General features: G+C 43.6%; 19 protein-coding genes. 7 read left to right on the forward strand and 12 right to left on the reverse strand.

Annotation, left to right across the window (positions count from 1 at the left end):
• Positions 1-65: 65 nt before the first annotated feature.
• Positions 66-1,736 (reverse strand): SulP family inorganic anion transporter, encoded by a 1,671-nt coding sequence (locus ACVFI8_RS19910; protein WP_248711851.1) that lies wholly within the window; start codon positions 1,734-1,736, stop codon positions 66-68.
• A gap of 307 nt (positions 1,737-2,043) precedes the next feature.
• Between ACVFI8_RS19910 and ACVFI8_RS19915 the strand changes: the two genes are divergently transcribed.
• The 3 genes from ACVFI8_RS19915 (at position 2,044) to ACVFI8_RS19925 (ending at position 4,229) form a co-directional block, all read left to right on the forward strand.
• A complete protein-coding gene (locus ACVFI8_RS19915) occupies positions 2,044-2,223 on the forward strand; it encodes a hypothetical protein (protein ID WP_248711850.1) in 180 nt (59 codons plus the stop codon).
• 9 nt (positions 2,224-2,232) lie between these two features.
• Entirely contained in the window at positions 2,233-3,438 is a 1,206-nt protein-coding gene (locus ACVFI8_RS19920; RefSeq protein WP_248711849.1) for an MFS transporter, read from the forward strand.
• A gap of 356 nt (positions 3,439-3,794) precedes the next feature.
• Complete coding sequence (locus tag ACVFI8_RS19925; RefSeq protein ID WP_457872454.1) at positions 3,795-4,229, forward strand: universal stress protein; 435 nt, start codon at positions 3,795-3,797, stop codon at positions 4,227-4,229.
• A 485-nt stretch (positions 4,230-4,714) separates the two neighbouring features.
• On the opposite strand, the gene ACVFI8_RS19930 is transcribed toward ACVFI8_RS19925, so the two are convergent.
• Both ACVFI8_RS19930 and ACVFI8_RS19935 read right to left on the reverse strand, forming a co-directional pair.
• Positions 4,715-4,936, reverse strand: a complete 222-nt coding sequence (locus tag ACVFI8_RS19930; RefSeq protein ID WP_457872455.1) for a polysaccharide lyase family 7 protein — start codon at positions 4,934-4,936, stop codon at positions 4,715-4,717.
• Positions 4,936-5,103, reverse strand: coding sequence for a hypothetical protein (locus ACVFI8_RS19935; RefSeq protein WP_457872456.1), 168 nt, complete (start codon positions 5,101-5,103; stop codon positions 4,936-4,938). Before ACVFI8_RS19935 ends, ACVFI8_RS19930 begins: the two co-directional genes overlap by 1 nt.
• A 414-nt stretch (positions 5,104-5,517) precedes the next feature.
• On the opposite strand from ACVFI8_RS19935, the gene ACVFI8_RS19940 reads away from it, so the two are divergent.
• The gene (locus ACVFI8_RS19940; protein ID WP_457872457.1) at positions 5,518-6,273 is read left to right on the forward strand and encodes a hypothetical protein; all 756 of its coding nucleotides are present in this window, start codon (positions 5,518-5,520) and stop codon (positions 6,271-6,273) included.
• 116 nt (positions 6,274-6,389) lie between these two features.
• Complete coding sequence (locus tag ACVFI8_RS19945) at positions 6,390-7,085, forward strand: hypothetical protein (protein ID WP_248711846.1); 696 nt, start codon at positions 6,390-6,392, stop codon at positions 7,083-7,085.
• Positions 7,086-7,140: 55 nt separating this feature from the next.
• Here the strand turns inward: ACVFI8_RS19945 and yfcE are convergent, their stop codons facing one another.
• Positions 7,141-7,686, reverse strand: a complete 546-nt coding sequence (gene yfcE / locus ACVFI8_RS19950) for a phosphodiesterase (protein WP_248711845.1) — start codon at positions 7,684-7,686, stop codon at positions 7,141-7,143.
• Positions 7,687-8,183: 497 nt separating this feature from the next.
• Here yfcE and ACVFI8_RS19955 point away from each other — a divergent pair, with 497 nt between their 5' ends.
• Together ACVFI8_RS19955 and ACVFI8_RS19960 are read left to right on the forward strand one after the other, a co-directional pair.
• Positions 8,184-10,535 (forward strand): CotH kinase family protein, encoded by a 2,352-nt coding sequence (locus ACVFI8_RS19955; protein WP_457872458.1) that lies wholly within the window; start codon positions 8,184-8,186, stop codon positions 10,533-10,535.
• Between the two features lie 126 nt (positions 10,536-10,661).
• Entirely contained in the window at positions 10,662-10,814 is a 153-nt protein-coding gene (locus ACVFI8_RS19960) for a hypothetical protein (RefSeq protein ID WP_457872459.1), read from the forward strand.
• 32 nt (positions 10,815-10,846) lie between these two features.
• Here ACVFI8_RS19960 and ACVFI8_RS19965 read toward each other — a convergent pair whose 3' ends face one another.
• The 8 genes from ACVFI8_RS19965 to ACVFI8_RS20000 all read right to left on the reverse strand — a co-directional run bounded on the left by ACVFI8_RS19965 (position 10,847) and on the right by ACVFI8_RS20000 (position 18,087).
• On the reverse strand, positions 10,847-12,154 hold the full coding sequence (locus tag ACVFI8_RS19965; protein ID WP_457872460.1) for a DUF4832 domain-containing protein: 1,308 nt from the start codon (positions 12,152-12,154) through the stop codon (positions 10,847-10,849).
• A gap of 250 nt (positions 12,155-12,404) precedes the next feature.
• Positions 12,405-13,250: a hypothetical protein gene (locus tag ACVFI8_RS19970; protein ID WP_248711842.1), complete on the reverse strand. Its 846-nt coding sequence runs from the start codon at positions 13,248-13,250 to the stop codon at positions 12,405-12,407.
• Positions 13,247-14,359 carry an LVIVD repeat-containing protein gene (locus tag ACVFI8_RS19975; protein WP_248711841.1) on the reverse strand — a complete coding sequence of 371 codons (1,113 nt, stop codon included), beginning with the start codon at positions 14,357-14,359 and terminating at the stop codon, positions 13,247-13,249. The genes ACVFI8_RS19970 and ACVFI8_RS19975 overlap by 4 nt, the downstream gene beginning before the upstream one ends.
• Positions 14,360-14,866: 507 nt before the next feature.
• Complete coding sequence (locus ACVFI8_RS19980) at positions 14,867-15,049, reverse strand: hypothetical protein (RefSeq protein ID WP_248711840.1); 183 nt, start codon at positions 15,047-15,049, stop codon at positions 14,867-14,869.
• A gap of 459 nt (positions 15,050-15,508) precedes the next feature.
• Positions 15,509-15,940, reverse strand: a complete 432-nt coding sequence (locus tag ACVFI8_RS19985; RefSeq protein WP_248711839.1) for a pilin — start codon at positions 15,938-15,940, stop codon at positions 15,509-15,511.
• A 178-nt stretch (positions 15,941-16,118) separates the two neighbouring features.
• Entirely contained in the window at positions 16,119-16,568 is a 450-nt protein-coding gene (locus ACVFI8_RS19990) for a DUF4124 domain-containing protein (RefSeq protein ID WP_457872463.1), read from the reverse strand.
• A 385-nt stretch (positions 16,569-16,953) separates the two neighbouring features.
• Positions 16,954-17,571 carry a GDSL-type esterase/lipase family protein gene (locus ACVFI8_RS19995; protein WP_248711838.1) on the reverse strand — a complete coding sequence of 206 codons (618 nt, stop codon included), beginning with the start codon at positions 17,569-17,571 and terminating at the stop codon, positions 16,954-16,956.
• Positions 17,572-17,745: 174 nt separating this feature from the next.
• A complete protein-coding gene (locus tag ACVFI8_RS20000; protein WP_248711837.1) occupies positions 17,746-18,087 on the reverse strand; it encodes a zinc ribbon domain-containing protein YjdM in 342 nt (113 codons plus the stop codon).
• Between the last annotated feature and the right edge of the window lie 153 nt (positions 18,088-18,240).

The raw sequence follows: 18,240 nt of genomic DNA on the forward strand, positions 1-18,240 counted from the left end.
TTAGTCAGTTAAGCTTAATTCACGTGTTGCCAGCCTGTTAGAGTCACAGAGACATGTTTACAAACCTAACTCACACTCAATGGCTTGATTTCAGTCGCTACATGTTTAAGAGCGGCTTGCAAAGCTTGCTCTCTAAACGAGTAAACATTGTCGTCTGAGATTAATTCCAAGATATTAAATTTTTCTAATTGTTGGCGTGTTTGGGTGTTTGGACACAGCAGTAAAACTTCACAATGAGCATCTTGGGCATCTTTAATCGCATTTTCTAGCGCCAAGCCTACGGTGACATCGATCATTGGCACGTCGGTTAAATCTAAGATCATTACTTGGTAATCAGCAATGCTAGAGTGTTGGCGCGATATCGCTTTTGATACACTAAAGATCATTGGCCCAGACAAGTAGAAAAACAACACCTTACCGTCAGCTTGATCTAACAGTGCCCGCTCACTGTCGGTGAGAGGAACATCATTTTCATCTGCATCACTGATCGCCTTCACTTGGCGGGCTTGCTCTCTGCTTAGCTTCTCAATGATGATGATATTAGAAATAAATACACCTAGTCCAACAGCGGCAATGAGGTCAACAAAAACGGTCAGTAACATCACCCCATACATGATGGCCATGCCTTGGATGCTGACTTTGTGGGCGCGTTGAATAAAGCTCCAATCTAGAATGTTGAAACCCACGTAAACAGCGATGCCGGCTAATACTGCCATAGGGATAGGTTCGGTAAGCCCACCCGCCACCAGTACCACTAACGCCAGTACCAATGCACGCACCATGCCCGAAATGGGGGAGCGCGCACCCACCTGAATATTGGTGACGGTGCCCATGGTAGCACCCGCTCCAGGTAACGCACCGAATAGACCAGAAATCATGTTGGCTAAGCCTTGGCCGCGTAGCTCTTTATCTGAATCGTGCTCTTTTCGGGTTAAGGAATCTCCAATAACGGCGGTAAGCAGGGTATCTATACAGCCTAAAGTACCTAATACTAAGGCATCAATCACCATGGTGGTAAACATCTCAGCATTAAAATGAGGTAGCACTAATGAAGGCAAACCAGCCGGAATTTCACCGATACGGCGAATACTTTCGCTATCAAATAAAAATACCGATATCAGGGTAACGGCCACTAATGCTACCAGTTGTGCAGGCACGTATTTTCTATATTTTTTAGGGAAATAAAACAATACCGCTAAGGTCAGTAAGCCTAAAAATAGCTCACTAAAATCGATGTTTTCTAAGGTTTCTGGTAGCGCTGACAGCGTGCCTACTACTCCACCAGCGGGTGCTGAGTGACCGAGTAGGGGAGACAATTGCAAAATGATTAAGATCACGCCAATTCCAGACATGAAACCTGAAATTACGCTATAAGGCATTAAAGTGACGTATTTGCCCAGTTTTAGGGTGCCCAATAGTACTTGAAAAGCCCCTGCCATCATTACCACCGTAAATGACATCGCCATACCCGTTTCTGGATACTTAGCCATCATACTGGTTAGTACCGCTGTCATGATAACGGTCATTGGGCCGGTGGGTTCAGAGATAAGGGTGTTTGAACCGCCGAACAAGGCAGCAAAAAAGCCCACCATTATCGCGCCCCAAAGGCCTGCCTCAGCACCCGCACCAGAGGCAACACCAAAGGCGAGAGCTAAGGGTAAAGAGATAATAGCAGTGGTTACACCGCCAAACAGATCACCTTTGAGATTAATATTGTCAAAACGATTTCCGAGCACAACTCATATCCCTGTTAAAAAAAATCGCGTAATGTTAGCAAATGTTTTCCCACAAAAGAATCTCACTAAGCAAGCTGTTTTTTCGCTAGGGCATATAGTTAACACAACGCTCAAGCAGCAATAAGCTCTCCTAAATTGAGCCTAAGCAACGCAGTTAAAGTGATTGGCTTCATTGTTGGCTATCACGCACTATTCCAATCAGTTCGTATATATGCATAAAAATCATAAGCTACCTTACATATCGTCATTTGATTCGCCCTTGCCAATTATCTAGTATGCCGGCCCTTATTTCCCTTAGAAGTGCGGTATGTTTTCACAATCTATGTTTGGTGAGCTGCTCAGAATAACCCTTTTATTAGTTTTAAGCTTAAGCGCTGTACACCATTATCAACCCTTGTTAGACCTGCTTGCCGAGCAAGCAATAAATAGCGGCTGTCACCAGCAAACCGCAGAGTCAGCTAACCATGATTCTCACCACCATCATTAAGAGCATTGCATGAGTATTTTTCGTTTTCCAGTATTGGTTTGGCTTGGCATTGGGATACTAATTGTCAGTTTAGGGATCCGGCAATCGTTTGGTATTTTTATGATACCCATCTCTGAACACTTTCAAACCGGGCGAGAGCTGTTTAGTTTTACCATTGCACTGCAAAACTTACTATTTGGTGTATTTCAGCCTTTTGTCGGTATGGCATCAGATAGATGGGGAGCCAAACGGATCATCATTGTTGGAGCTATTGCCTACGCACTAGGCTTAGGCTTAACCTCTATCGCGACCACGCCAAGTATATTGTATTTATCCTTAGGCGCTTTGGTGGGGCTTGGATTGAGTGCCACCAGTTATGTCATCATCCTGGGGGCGGTGGCCAAGGTTGTACCCGCCGAGCATGCCAGTAAAGCTTTTGGCTTAACTACGGCTGCAGGTTCCTTTGGTATGTTTGCTATGATACCTGGCGCGCAAACCTTATTGCAGCAGTTTGACTGGCAAACGGCCATGCAGGTATTTGCCATGTTATGTGCTTTTATCGTGGCTTTTGTACTGTTTATGAAACCTGATAAGCCAGCAACGCCGCAAATACAGGTGACTGCTCAACAAACCTTAGCCGAAGCCTTAAAAGAAGCTTTTTCTCATCAAGGTTACTGGTTAATTCATGCCGGTTTTTTTGTTTGCGGTTTTCATGTCATGTTTATAGCTACCCATTTGCCTAGCTACTTAGCGGATAAAAATTTGCCCGTGTCTAGTGCCGCGATGGCGCTGGCCTATGTGGGGGTTTTCAATATTTTTGGCTCGTATTTTTGGGGCATGATGGGCGATAAATTTAATAAGCGTCATGTGATGTCAGCCTTATACTTTTTCCGTGCGTTAGTGATTGCCGGATTTGTTAGTTTACCGATTACAGAATACTCGGCTATTGCTTTCGGTGCAGCCATTGGTTTTTGCTGGTTAGGCACGGTGCCGTTGACCTCGGGCTTGGTTCGTCAGATATTTGGGGCGCGTTACCTCGCTACCTTGTATGGTTTGGTTTTCTTTACCCATCAAGTGGGCAGCTTTTTAGGGGCTTGGGTTGGCGGCAGAATTTACGATTATTATGGTTCTTATGAGCCAATTTGGTGGTCTACGGTGATATTGGCTTTATGTGCGGCCTTGATTCACTTTCCTATAAATGACCGCCCTGTAGCACGCCTACAAGCTGCCATATAAGTATCGCTATTATCACTTAACGTCAATTAGCTTAGTTTCGTCATTTGGCTAAGCAAATTGACACTTAGTCCGGGTTAACTAAGCGCTTACAGAATGAATGATATGACCCCAGGTGAAATGTTCTCTTGCCGTATCGAAGCGCTAGGTAACACAATGACTATAACCATCCTGTGTGAAGGTATGTCAGACACTGCTCAAGTGATTGATATGAGAAAAAGTGGATACAATGTCGGTGGTAAATACTGACCCAAGTCAAACTGTCCTGAAAAAAACTAAAACTGGCGCAACAAGCAGATCTTTTATTGTTGGTTAGTACTAAACTTATAGTGATTAAATAAACAAACGAGGAGCACCTCATGAGCTATCGTCATATTTTAGTCGCCATTGATTTATCGCCGAATAGCAGGAAATTAATCGACAAAGCTATTTTGTTAGCTGACGCCCTAGACGCAAAATTGTCGCTGATTTATGTTGATGAGACAGCCTATGATGCCGCTTTTAGTGGATTGATTGATCTCGACCTTGCGGCAATAGAGCCCTTGCATCCGAGCCTTAAAGAATTTGCCAACCAACTCAAAGCCCTTGTCGCAGACACTGACTACCCAATCGAAAACCAGTTGGTTATGCACGGGGATTTGAGTGTAAGTTTAGATAACACCATTAAGCACATTGAGGCTGATTTGATCGTTTGTGGTCACGAGCATAGTTTTTGGCATCGCTTAGCTTCTAAACATCATGAGTTGGTGAATAACGTGTCGGTAGACTTACTGGTTATCCCTTTAGATAAATAAATATTAATCGGGATAACGAACGCGAAACCGGCTAGCGATTAGCTTGTTGAGTATTTTGTCGCTAAAGAGAGAAGTATTTACTACTTTCTGCACGCAGAGGCTTTTGGCAGCACTACTAGCAGGCCGTAGCCTGCGAATAGTGCCACATTGGACTTACCAGTACTAGTGGTTGCCGTAAGAGGTTTTTAACTCATGGAAGCTAGTCTGGGTATCACCCGCTTCAATACCATTGTTATAGCATCCTGTGCCCCACACGGGGGGCTCTGTACCTTGGTAACACTGGTTGTATGCACCTGCTTTAAATTACATCCAATCTGCACCCTACTCAGTATCAAGTGTCTGGTCTAGTTAACCGGAGACAAGGTTAACGCGGTTAACAATAGTTTCTCGGTTTTCACTTTTACCTCGAATGAAGGTTAAGGTCATCGTGTCGCCTTTCACATCCACATCCACATCCACATCCTATGAGATAATTTCGCCCAAGCTTATTCCATTTTTAGGAGAGTCATCTTTTTGAGTGAGAGTGAAGTCACCCCAGACATTGTGCGAAATATCATAGCGTTTTTTTGGGCAGGATTAATTTTATAGTTCCAGAAAATAGACCCTTTGTCGTGGTTTGGCATTTTACGATAGTAGATCTTCAAGGGCTCATTTTTAGAGCCATGAATTTGCCCAATTACCGCAGGAAAAGTAGGGGTTAGCATCATTACCACTGGTGCTTACCCAGGTCTGGATGGGTATTGAGCACCCAATTATTACGTGGGTGTTTGTCGCCATACATCATGTTGCCTTTACGCACCATTTCGCTAAATTCACTGCGAGCGTTTTTACTGTTCTTGGTGGTTGGCGCGGTGTTTAAGGCTCTAAATAGCATCGCACCGTTTTCTGGGTCTGTTTAAAACCCTTGGTTGTTGCGAGGAAGCGGCTTCTCAATATTATTTAGGTCGTTTGCTACAATTTCTAATATCGGCCATTTCCCGGGCGGTTTGGGCTCTGGTAGGTTAATTTTCCAAGCAGTTAAGTTACTATTTTGAGATGGCGCTTTGCTAGGGTCTAGCTTAAACGGACCAAAGGTATCCGCCGCACCAACACTATTGGCTTACAACATAGCTGCGCAGCCACAGATTACATAATTAGCTAACAAAATGCCCCCCTTTAGTAGGAGTAGGGCGCTTACGTTATAGTTGTTGCCTAAGGCTAACTCTTTGCCCATTATCTATAAGTCGTCTATATCTAGGTGATGAGCACAATAAATAAGTTCAAGCGTCAACTAAATTAGGAAATGTGAATGAAAGCCACCATGATGAGTACGTTGATAGGTGTCATGTTGTCTGCGCCTCTTATGGCTGACATTCCGACTGAAATAACCCTTGCTACAACGCATTGGGCCCCTTACACCTCAGGAGACAGCCAACACAATCCAGGGATAGTGTCTGAATACCTCAGTGAGATCCTCGCGAAACATCAAATTACTTTAAGCATTGAGTACTACCCGTGGACGAGGGCAATAAAATTAGCCAATACAGAAAGCCATATACATGGACTGCTTACTGCGGTTCATAAAGAAGCGCCAGAACTATTGTTTACGCAGACTCCAATCATGAACTATAAAATGAGCTTCTTTACGACGAGCGATTCTAATTGGCAGTTTACCGATAAAAACTCATTGCAAACGCTGCCTACGCCATTTGGTGTTATTGCAGGTTATGGATACGGAGAACCCATAGATAGCTTCATTAAGGATCCCAACAATCGTAATAGCATACACTCTATCAAAGGCGATAATCCGCAAGCGAGATTAATCAAAATGCTGGAATATCAGCGAGCGGCGGTCATTATTGAAGATGAGCGAGTGATTCAACGTTTTATTCAAGACAAATCCCATGTTCGTTTTGCCGGAACATTAAATCAATCACCCTTTTACCTTGCTTTTAAACCAACACTTAGTTGGGCGAAAGAAGTCATCCTCCTATTAGATAAAGAACTCGCCGCTCCCGAAAACCACCAACGCTTAGCAGAGATAACTGCTAAATATGTACAATAAGTTGGCTAGGGATAGCTAAGCCCAGCTAATTATCCATCTCGGTTATTATGCTATTGTTTTTTATATAAATAACTTCTGCTACACTGCGTTTTTTTCAATAAAGGAACGCAACGACAATGTGGATGTTGTTCAGCAAAATGCTCCAAAGGAAGGGGTCTATCAAAGTGTTTGTGGTTATTTGTATGCTACTGCCAAACCTTGCCAATGCCGAGCTAGGCTATGGGGACTACGCAAAAGAAAATAACTGGGATCTACTGTTAAGTTTAGGGGCTACCTATGGCGGTGATAATATCGCTGAAGCCTATTACCTTGATGAAAACTATAACGTTGTCGATGATGCGATTATTAAAGGTGGCGGCTTATTTAAAGCCAGCATCGGCGTTGACTGGCCGCTGGTGGATGATTTTCGCATTATCACAAGTGCGGGTTACCACGTAGATAGCCAATTTAGTTTTGCTAGTACTTCAAGCGGTAACCAAGGCATGTGGTTTACCCGTTTTGTTCTAGAAGCCTTACCTTACTACCAAATTAGCGATTCGTTTAAGCTAGGTGGCGGCCTCACCTATCATATGAGCAATAAAGTGGGTGGGCAGTTTATCGGCAGCGACCAAAAGTATTACGCTCGTTATGAGGATACGCTAGGTTACACCGGGTTTATCGGATATATGTTGGGCGAGTCTCGCTCATGGCTTGAGCTGCGCTACACCCATATTAAGTATGATTTAGAAACCGCACCTTTTCTTGAAAGTTTCTGTACATCTAACTGTGACGGCAGTCATGTAGGCTTGATTTTTCATTGGGCTATTTTGTAATTCAGTGGGTAACCCAATAAAAAACCGCTGTTAAGGCGGTTTTTTATTGTTTCAATTATAGCAACTCGCAGCTTAGCAATACCCCGTGGTCACTTAAGCGACATACCTGTAGTTGCTGTTCGGTGATCAGCGCATAGCTTGCTTGCCAAGATTGACGAGGCATAGAAACCGACCCGGGATTGAGCAAGAAATGCTTACTTACTTTGCTGGCTTGCGGAATATGGCTATGGCCACTCACCAATATGTCGCCCTCAGCCAAAGGCGGTAATTTCTCTGGGCCGTAGTTATGGCCATGACACAAAAACACTTTACGTTTTGCCATTAACAATTGGTTATAGTCTGCTAATAACGGAAAGTCACACAGCGCTTGGTCCACTTCGCTGTCACAGTTTCCTCTTACAGCAATGATACGCTCAGCAATGGCATTTAAATCCGCGGCTACCGCCAAAGGATCATAATGCTCGGGTACTGGATTTCTTGGCCCATGGTTAAGTACATCACCCAAACAAATCAAATGGGAAGCACCGCTATGTTCAAACGCTGCCAATGTGAGCCGTAAAGCTTGATGGTCGCCATGAATATCGGAACATATAAACAACATAGGGTTCTCCTCTGCGCCTAACAGCAGCAAGTTATAAATATCAGCGAGCCAAATGGGCTTAGTAGCCCGAAGAGCAAAGTGGCTGATTTTATCGTGAAATAGCAAAATATACAGCAGTATTTCAATTCCTTGCCTGGTAACAATTACTGACCTTGCTGGCTTTCTACAGCAACAGAATCTAAGTAGGTGTGAGTTAGGAGAGGCTAGGGGGAATTGGGTGTTTGCTTGACGACAGCAGTCTGCAAATCTATTGAACTAAAAGAGACTGTTAACCGTCGGAGTATAGCAGCTGAATATCTTGATATTTGGGTCTTCGTCGTTAATGATTGATTTGTTATTATTTGTGACCTAAGGCCTATTTTTAGTCTTTATATGATGGCTCATACCGAGTGAGTTCAAGCCTTTAATAAAACCTTCACATTCACTTTCACTACTTGGGTACACTGCCGTATGGCATAGGGAAATTGCACAATCGTTTATATGATATGGAGTGATAAATGTTCAATAAATCAACGTTAAGCTTGGTAGCTTCTCCCCGCTTACTGGTGGCATTACCGGTATTGTTAGCGAGTTGCGGCGGCGGTGATGATCCTGCTCCTGCTCCCGAGCCACCCATAACATTCTTCGTATCAGGGGCAGTGACCGGCACTCCAGATTATGGTGTATTAATGGTATCGCTAAACGGCGGCCTACCAGAGCCTATTCAAATTGCCAGTGCTGGAGACTCTGCTGGCACATTTAGTTTTCCTGATCGCTTGCTTGAAGGTGCCAGTTATCAAGTAAGTCTAGCCGACTTGCCCCCCCGCATACACTGTGAAATTGAAAATGGCAGCGGTGTTGTACGTACTGATAACATTACGAACATTAGCGTTAATTGTACTCCGGTTGTGTTGGCGGCTGGTGATTTTACTTTATCTGGCAGTATCAATGGTTTAGCCAATAACACCAGCGTGCAACTAAGCCTAAATGGCGAAGAACAGTTAGTTGTTTCTCAAAATGGTCGTTTTATGTTTGAGACCACTATGCTTGACCTTCAAGGTTACCAAGTCGACATAGAACGAGATCCTGCTCGGCAAGAGTGTGAGATCGAAAACGGTGAGGGGTTTATAACTGCCAACGACGCCGCTGATATCATTATTTCATGTGAGCAAGATGGCTCTGCCGGTATTTTCGCCACCGATCGCTTGCATAATGTGCGCATCACTATGACAGCGCAAGAGTGGCTAGCCTTTGTGTTGGACACAGAGCGAGCCCGCTACACCAATGGTGATGCCCATGGTTGGGGCGCGTGGAATTTATGGACCCATAGTGAAGTGTATCGAGAAGTGACTTTTGAATATCTCGATGACAATGGCGATGTGATTGAGCAGCTCGATCATGTCGCCTTTAAAATGCGAGGTAATACTAGCCGCCAGTGGCCCGAAAAATGGTATCAACAAGATGATGAAAGCTGGACAGCCAAACCTAGCCGCTTCCACTTCTCACTGAAATTTGACGAAGAGTTTGATGATGACGAAAGTGTTTATGCCTGTATTGATGATGACGGCCAACCAGCGGCTGTAGACAATGCGCATTGTAGTATGCGTGTAGGGCGCGATATTCCCGACGTGCCAGACAATGATGGTCGCGAGTTTAATGATGTTGAAAAGCTCTACTTCAAATTTAACAAAGATGACCCTAGTTATCAGCGTGAAATGCTCGCTCATGATCTATTGAATACCGCGGGCATCCCCACCAGCCGAATGGCGCATGCCAGCGTTGAATTAGTGCTCACCGGAGAGCAGGGCGAAACCTTATATGGGCGGTCGTTGCCGCAACGCTACAATATGGGCGTATTTATGATGGATGAGCCGGTTGATAAGCCATATTTAAAGCGGTATTTCGGTGAAAATGGTTACCTATTTAAGGTGGGAGGCGGAGACTTGAGCAGCGCCGATGCTGCTAACCCAAACTGTACTCCCTACGAGGATGGCTCAGGCTACGTTAACAGCAATTTCTGTTTGATTGGTGTTGAGAAGTCAGATCCCGAAGATAGAGAAGATTGGTTGGGCAGTGACAACTTCCTTAATCCGGATTTTGTAAACAGTGATATTAACGACAACGGCGGTAATACCTCACAATTTGCCCCTTATCGGCCTACTTACGATATGAAGAGTAAGAAGAAATCGATTGCTGATGCCAGAGTTGAATTGCAAAACTTTATGCATTTTGTGCAAAGTGAACCAACGGTAGCAGAATTAGCCGAGCAATTTGATATTGATGGTTTTGTAAGAGCGCAAGCTGGTGACATTGTGGTGGGTGCGGTTGACCATTATGTGCGTGTAGCTAACAACTATTACCTTTACCTCAATCCAATAACAGAGAAGTGGACTTACCTCACCTATGACTACGACTTTACCTTCCGTGATAACCACCCTGACGCGTGGGGAAGTCATGTTGATGCGTTTAGAGATGTCGCCGGTAGTTATGTGTTCCCAGGCACGGGGAGCAGAGATTGGCGCAGCGAACGCTTACAAGGCGTAACCCCAATCCTTTGGGACATCGTGTTCGCCGATGATGTGTACAAGCGCCGCTTATATCAGGAAATTAAACGCATCCTTGATACACAGATGGACTGGGATAGCCAACTGAAAGCGACGTTAGCATCGCGTCGAGAGATGATTGAATCTACCGTACTGGCTACTGATGCAGCAAACCCGCCAGGTTGTGAATTAATCTATGATAGCCGCGCGATTGATGCTGCAGCCAGCACTCCATTATGTGATTCTGGTGATGTATCGATGAAAGCGTTTATACAGCAAAAAGTAAGGGTATTGCGTAAGGAATTAGCCAAGCACGGTATCGAATAAAAACAATCTAAAGTAAAAGGGTCAGCTTACGGCCCTTTTGTTGCTCAAACGGGAGGGGGGGGGAATTACGTCACTGCCTGTTTTTCGCTTAGTAAAGACGTTACTAGCGAACAATGTGACCCCTCTGTGATAGAAAGTTATGGCGATGAGAAAGGTTTCTATGACGTGAATATAACGGTAACGGGCTATCAGCAATGGGCAAAGCAGGGCATAGAAGTAAGCGTTGATATGTGTGGCTTAGTCACCGTTGAACTAGAGATACCACTTACAGCGCTATAAATATAAGCCTCATTGATAGTCAGTGCTGTAATTTATAACTTAAGCCATTCTCCCTCATATTCTTTATTGGCAAAGCGCAGGGCAGATCCGCCTTCCATAGGGTTTGGTATGCGTAAGCTAATTTGGGTTGCACGGCTATCAATTTTTATGTGCCACTCGACTGGTTTACCGGGAAGAATTTGCGATAGCTCCCAGTCTGGGTAAATCGTTTGCGTTTGGCCATTGGATAACATGGTGCGGAGCTCTATAGGCCAGTTGTAATAAAAGGGTGCTACTCCACGGTTTTCAATCTTTAGTATTAGCTGGTCACCTTTGCGGGTGACTGTAGATACATGAAGTTCATAGCCCATTTTTCTCACTTCAATCATCGCGCGTTTTTTGCGTTCTTCTCCGAGGGTAAATCTCTCTGCAAATAGCCCTGAGTCCATCAGCCAACTCACGTGTGTTTCAGAAACACATTGGGCGAAATTTTGTTGCTGCTTTATAGGCTGTTTGGTAAATATTGTCGGCCATAACTCAGGCCTTATCTCGCCCCCAATGGGGACTGTTTTCCACTTATCTGTCATCTGCGCTTGCTTTAATAAGGGGATGAAAAACCAGCCTTCAGAAGGGTTGCCTGTATCTAACGTACCCCAAGCAAAAGAGTCATCATGGTAACCCAGCTGGTTCGTTCTATTATCTGCGTATTGAGGGTTGTTTTCCCCTGCAGGGTAACGCAATAAAACAAAAGTATCTCGGAAGGCGCTTTCGTAAGATGTGATGATGTCTTGTTGTACTGATTTGTCAGCCCATAAGTCAGTTCGTGGATAAGTGTGCCATTCCCCCCAAAGTCCTAATATGCCCGCCGTTATAAAGGCAATTCGAGGGTCTCCATCGTATTTTTCCCCCATGGCGAAAATGAAATCACGTATCGCTTTACGTAGGCGCAGGTCGGCATAATTGGGCGTTATTACTGATTGCTGATTAGCCGTTTTCCAATGAGTGACGATTAGTCCTTCGTCTAATAGAAACTGGGGGATCGCTGTTGGTTTCCCTGGGTACTCCAAATACACGCGGAAAATGGCCTGTTTACCGCGTTTCTTACTGTCATTGAGGCTTTGTTCAATCGCTTGCCAGTCAAAATTGCCCCAGCCTTTCATTATCTGCGCCATGCCTATATAACGAAACTCCATCGAATGCGGAAAACGTTCTTTTTTCCATTCATTTGCGTAAGGCACCAAGCCTTTGAGAGGATTATCAACGGGGGCTGCTTGGTATTCTAGGCTAGCCGCTTGGGTATTAAACACCACCAATAAGCTAACTGCCATAATTGCAATTTTTCTGGGTAGCTTCAAGGTCATGGTAAACACTCCATGTTTGTTGGATACAAGGGTTAAATGTTGAACTGCTGGTGGATTGGCTGCTCACTGCTTAGTCGCATGTGATATAACAGAATACTACCAAGAGTGAAGCGGCGCAGTAGTTAATTGGATGGATATTGTTGAACGGGATAGTTAAACATTGACAGCGCCCTAATGGCTAACATGTAAGCGTGTATTTAGATGGCGAAGCCTCATTTAGCTTCGCCAAAATAAACACCCATGTATTTAGTTATAACGTAGGTATTTGGCTGATGATACTAACCCCCTCGTTACTGACTAACAGTTGGGTAACACCTGACTCACCAACCAGCATTAAACCTTGTTCTGTCGCCAGTACATCTTTACAGCTAAAAACATCGTTAAGCGTCTGCTTAACCAGCAAGTGACTAAATTCAGCCGCATCGTCAGGGTTCACCTCTAGTTGCAGGGCCACTAAGCCTTCTACAGCATCACACACGTAGAGCAGCCCTTCGCGATAAGCCAAGCCAATGGGTTCGGCTAGCTGTCTATACTCAGCTAGGGGTAAACTTGTGTGCCGTTCAAATTCGGCCCCTTCATCTATTTCCTGCTGAGTAGGAGGAACATAAGCCAAAATATCAGCAATGCTATCCACAAAAACGCCGTCTCTAATTGTTAACTCATCTTTATTACCATCACGGGTTGAATAATAAGCTAAGCCATCGTGAGCAACTACCGGGTCGAAAGCCCTTATGTGGTTTAAGTCTGCAATCCAAATGGGTCTGTCGGTAGCGACTTCGGCGGCGCGGTATATTGTTATTCCATTAGGCTTACCATGCAGTATATGGCTATCTTGGTAAACGTGCAGCGTTTCTACATTCCAACCATAACGGTTAACGAATTCAGTGCTTAGCGGCTCCTCCGAGTGAAGTACCGACACATCATTGTCAGCATTCACGGCGTGTAGATTTTGCTGAAACTCAACCAAGGCTGCTAATGAGCCGACTTGACCAGTTCCGGTATAAACGATAGTACCGCCTCCGCTAGTCTCAGAGCCGCAGCCGGCCAAAGCTAATGCGGTAGCTATAGTACTAAACCAACGTATAACCATGCTCATAACAAATCCTCCAAAGCCCAGAAGTAGAACGGTTTACCTTCAGCATTTTTGTAGCCAATTACCAAGCCGTATTCATGATCCAAACTAATTGCTTGGTATTCTTCTGTTGCTTCGTTAATTTGCGCGAATATTGTTCCTTGAGGGATTAGATTGTCATAGTAGGGACGCTCTAGTGCCAGCTCATCTGTGACCAAATTATTTAAGTCGTTGAGATCTATCATTACCAAATCAGTTAGTGCGGCTACTACGATCATACCTTTATGGATCAGTACGTCTGATGCACCAGTAACATGAATAAAACCTAAGTAAGCGGGGGTGCTACTATCGCTATTGTCAAACACATATACGCCGCGAAGCTCTGATACAACAAACATTAAATCCTGATGCAGATACAGCTTACCGGAGTGCTCCAAACCAACAAATTCTTGTATAGCGGCTCCACCGTCCACATAGCTTTGGGTTAGCGGGTTGGCGTTTTCAGCGCTAAAGCTAATGTGTCTGTTAGCACGAAAGCTCGCCCAATCCAAATACAGGGGTTCTACAGCGCAAATGGCTTGGCTTTGGTCTGGATAGGTACAAATTTCTCGGGATAGCTCGTCCACTGATTTATTCTCATAGCTGCCCAGCATCATGCTACTACCTACTAACACTGCCAGGGGGGCGGCAAAGCGTGTAGAGTTAACTTTGCTTGATATTGGAGCGTGATGACCACGTAACAAAACACAAGACACTAGCGTAGCTGCAAACAATGCTGCAACATCCATCCACTCGAAGTTTCCATAGCTGAGTACACCAAATTGGGTTGATGCTTGAAAAAATTCAAAGCCAAGATCAACAATCAGCCAAAATAATGGAATGGTAAGCCAGCGTTTTTTCTCGGTTCCTAGTAAACCAGCAGTGAAAAGACTCATCCCCAGAACATGTAAGAAGCTTGGAAACCATTCCGATGCATAGCGAGGCAGCTCGATTGGAGTCTCGAATAACTTTATCCATTGATAAGCGGGGATGGCATCAAATAATATTTGGGGTTCTCTGAAGTTGGCATAAAACAACATGCCAATCACTCCTGTGAATACTCCCCACCAAAACAAATTGGGGTTCTTTATCATCGTCACTTCCTTGTAAGCTAAATATTAAGAATGATTTTAACAATAAAAAAGGGGGGGTGTATAAACAATTGATTTTTATGTTGTTAACCATGCAGAATTAAATACGAAATCTGTGAATGAAAGCGCTATCAACATTATGCGCTATGAGTTTTTCGCTTTTGAAGGGGCGCAAATAAAGAGGGGCGGACATTTAGTGTAAAACCTGACAAGAATTGAGTTCAAATCTTCATTTGAATGTGTTCCGGCCTTTGTGTTCATTAATCATGGCTCGGTTGACTCGTTCTTCCACTTGCTGTTGAGTGACATCGTTAAGTGCAGTATTGGTAAAAAATCAGTGGCTAGCTGAGGTAAATATGTGCTTATTAATCGCTCGCTTTCCGCTTTGGGAAATCTAATATTTAACCAATAAACGTTGAGGTTCGGGCATAGCTTAAAGAGCATCGTTGTACTTAATCTGTTTGCAATTGAACTTCACTCCACCCCGTGTTTATTAGTGCTTTATTGTTCTTAGTGGCATGCAACCGTCCATTCGGTACTAAATGGCGCGATGACCACTTCACCCAAATCTACCGAACCTTTAGCGTTGGTAGGTAAGCCAATCACTTTGCTGTTCGCGGTGTGGTTTCTTTCCCTAAATTGATAATAAAAGTGTCGAATACTTATTTGAAACCCCCACCTGTTCTGAACCATTTCGCTGAGGCGTTCGGGCGAATAGAAAAAGCCACGAGGAATAGGGTAGCTTGGCCTGTGTTCATCAGTTGCTTGTGGTGATAAGTAAAATCGTTGCTAGAAAGCCAGCGACGCGTAATGTGATACTACTAATCAGGGCATCTTCTGCGGGCGCGCCGTTGTCATTGGCAAGGTGAGCGGCCCGTAACAACCTAAGCGATTACACGCCTTGCAATTTTGGTAATAGGCATAGCTATATAGGCTATAGCTAACCACAACACGCTGAAACCAATTAGCCATCCTCTTAGGGGGGGCGAACTATTTTGTAAGACTTTGCCACGCTTACACACCTCTATGCGATAGCTACATAGTAATAACTAAAATAAACGATTAACTAGCTCAGCTTAGTAAGTCTACATATCCAAAAAATGCCCAACCATGCCCATCATCGGTGCTGTTTAAGCCTGATCGTGATTCATGCTATAAAAATAGTTGCTGATTGTACTCACAGGGGCTAAGGCTTTGATAGTTAGGCGTTCGGCATTGCCAACGTATACCTATTGTGTCACTTGGCTCGGGTTTTAACTGGATAACTCCATTATGTACACCCGATTTCTTATTGTAAGTAAGTGTAATGATGCCTGCTTCAGACACATGTAAACTTGTTAGTGATTGGCCTCTATATTGTTCAGGAGAAGCAATGCCTAATTGTTGGTTTGAGGATGGAAACTCTCCATTGATACTAAAATAAACGTCTATTTGTGCTTTAACTTGACCACTAATGGAAAGCCCCTCAATAAGGTAGGCATTTGCGGCATATTGTAGGTTACGTTTTTGGTTGAGTAGCTCTAAGCCTAAAAAACACACCATTACAGCAATCACTATCGTGAAGAATATTTTCAAATAAAACATATTGGCGATGATCTCTAATTAAATAAGCGCTGGTTAATGGCTAGTTTATCACTTGCGATAATTTGTATACAAAAAATTATTTATTTCGTGTAGTCAGTATGTAAACCCTTAACGTTGATAACGTGTAAGAGGTAACATGACAATGGCTTAATATTTATTTATAGCAATAATGCCATTGCTAATAGTCATAACGCTTTCCGCAGTCTACAACATCGGCATTAGATTTAGTTAAGCATTTATAATAGTTGTGCACTTTACCGTCAGATGACTTGCACTCGCTTAACGACATTTGATTTAGCGCTCCTTTCAAGTTTATATTTCCAGGGTATTTTTTTAACAGTTTTTTTACTTGCGCTTCACCTCTGTTTACGGCTACTAGGCAATTTATTGGCGATGGAGTGTCATAGTCGGTGTTATCTGAGCTCAAGGTACTCTGTGGGGTGTTAAATGTGGGCGATAGTTGTATATCAACTTCATTGTAACTTATATCCATTGGAGGAAATTGGCTATAGTGGGCAGTCCCACTTTCATCCGTCCATGAGTAGATTTTTGCAAATAGACCATTCGATATTGATAATAACAAAATAAATAGAGTTACTAATCTACCCGTTGTTCTCATTGGTGGCATCCTTATCACTAATTTCGATATTTATATCACTAGTGGATTTTTATTAATAGCCTTAGTGATTTTTTTATTATAATTGATGGTTTTTTTAGTGATAACCGTGAAGGCAGGGCGTGTGAACTTAATATGTTAAACTTCTGAGGGGCTGTTCCTGGTGGAACTGCGCAACATGACATTATCGTTTGCATTTCCATCATGATTTCTACCTCATATAAACATTAAATGAAATTTATATGAGCGCCGCCGCTAAGCCAATAATATCCATTGAATCATCTTAAGCCGTGACATTAGTATCCTTAGCTTTAATCACCAGATAGATGTGGTTGATAAAGAGTATACAGAGCATTACTTAACCAATTGACCATACATATTTTTATAGGTTATTTCACTATAACGCTTGGAGCTTAGCGTTCACGGCTTTTGCTAAAATTTGATGCTGGGCGCTATTCAAGTGTACGCCATCCTTTGGGTCAACCTTCACCAGCTTCGCCGCATCAAGATAATCACAGCCAAGTGAGTGAGCAACAACGTGGTAATGCTCTGCCAGCAGCTTGGATTTTTCATCAGCGCCACTAAAGTACCGAGCAAAATCACCGGTTTTATTAATGGTGGGTGGTGCAATCATTAGTAGATTAGGTGCTGTGATATGCTGGCTTAGGCAATGTGCTTGCAACTGTTTAATCATGCGGCCTTGGTTTGCGGCTACTTGCTCTGCACTTAGCTTAAAAGCGGGGTATAGGTCGTTAGTGCCCAGCATCAATACTAAATAGTCAGCTTGATGCTTTTTGACGGTATCTAACAAGTCAGTTATGCCGCTACTTAGGCCAAAATCTGTGGCATTCAGGTAGCTAGTACGCCCCGGTTTACCTTCTTCAATTATCTGAAATGCGTCGCCAAGTAACTGGGCTAATATGCCGGGCCAGCGAGCATTAAAGGCCAAGCGTTGGCCATTTTCAGGTGAGTAACCCCAAGTATTTGAGTCACCGAAGCAAAGCACTGTTTTCATTTCAATTTAACCTTAAACTCATCTTCAATCTCGCTACAACTTGACGATGACTTTAGCCTTATTCGCTTGCCAGTGTATTGACTTAAGCTAATTGTTGTTATTTCAATGAGTAGATTAAGACATAAAAAAACCTGCATAAGCAGGTTTATCATTTAGCGCTAGTCATTGGCTTAATTAGCTTTGTTTTCTTACAAACTTTGACTTAAGCATCATGTGGCCGTGGCCATCTACTTTACAGTCGATATCGTGGTCAGAATCTACAAAGCGCTTAATGACCGCCTTGGTGCCTACTTTTAGTACCAGCGATGAACCTTTCACTTTTAAGTCTTTAATCAAGGTGACTTTGTCGTCTTCAGCCAATAGGTTGCCTACCGCATCTTTTAATACAATGGCATCTGGGTCAACGGCCACCTCGTTAGGGTTCCACTCATGAGCGCATTCAGGGCAAATAAGTAGCGAACCATCTTGGTAAACATAGGCCGATTCACATTGTGGGCATGGAGGGAGATCGCTCATGATAGTTTCTCTTTAGTCTCTAATTTATGGTGGCTCAGCAAACGCGCATCTAAGCCACAATGACGTTAGGTGAAATAACACCTATGGTTTGTGGCGTTATTGTAGGGAAGATTGCGCCTATCAGCCAGTGCATACTATTGATTGATGTCAGAG

The organism is Agarivorans sp. MS3-6 (assembly GCF_054112545.1).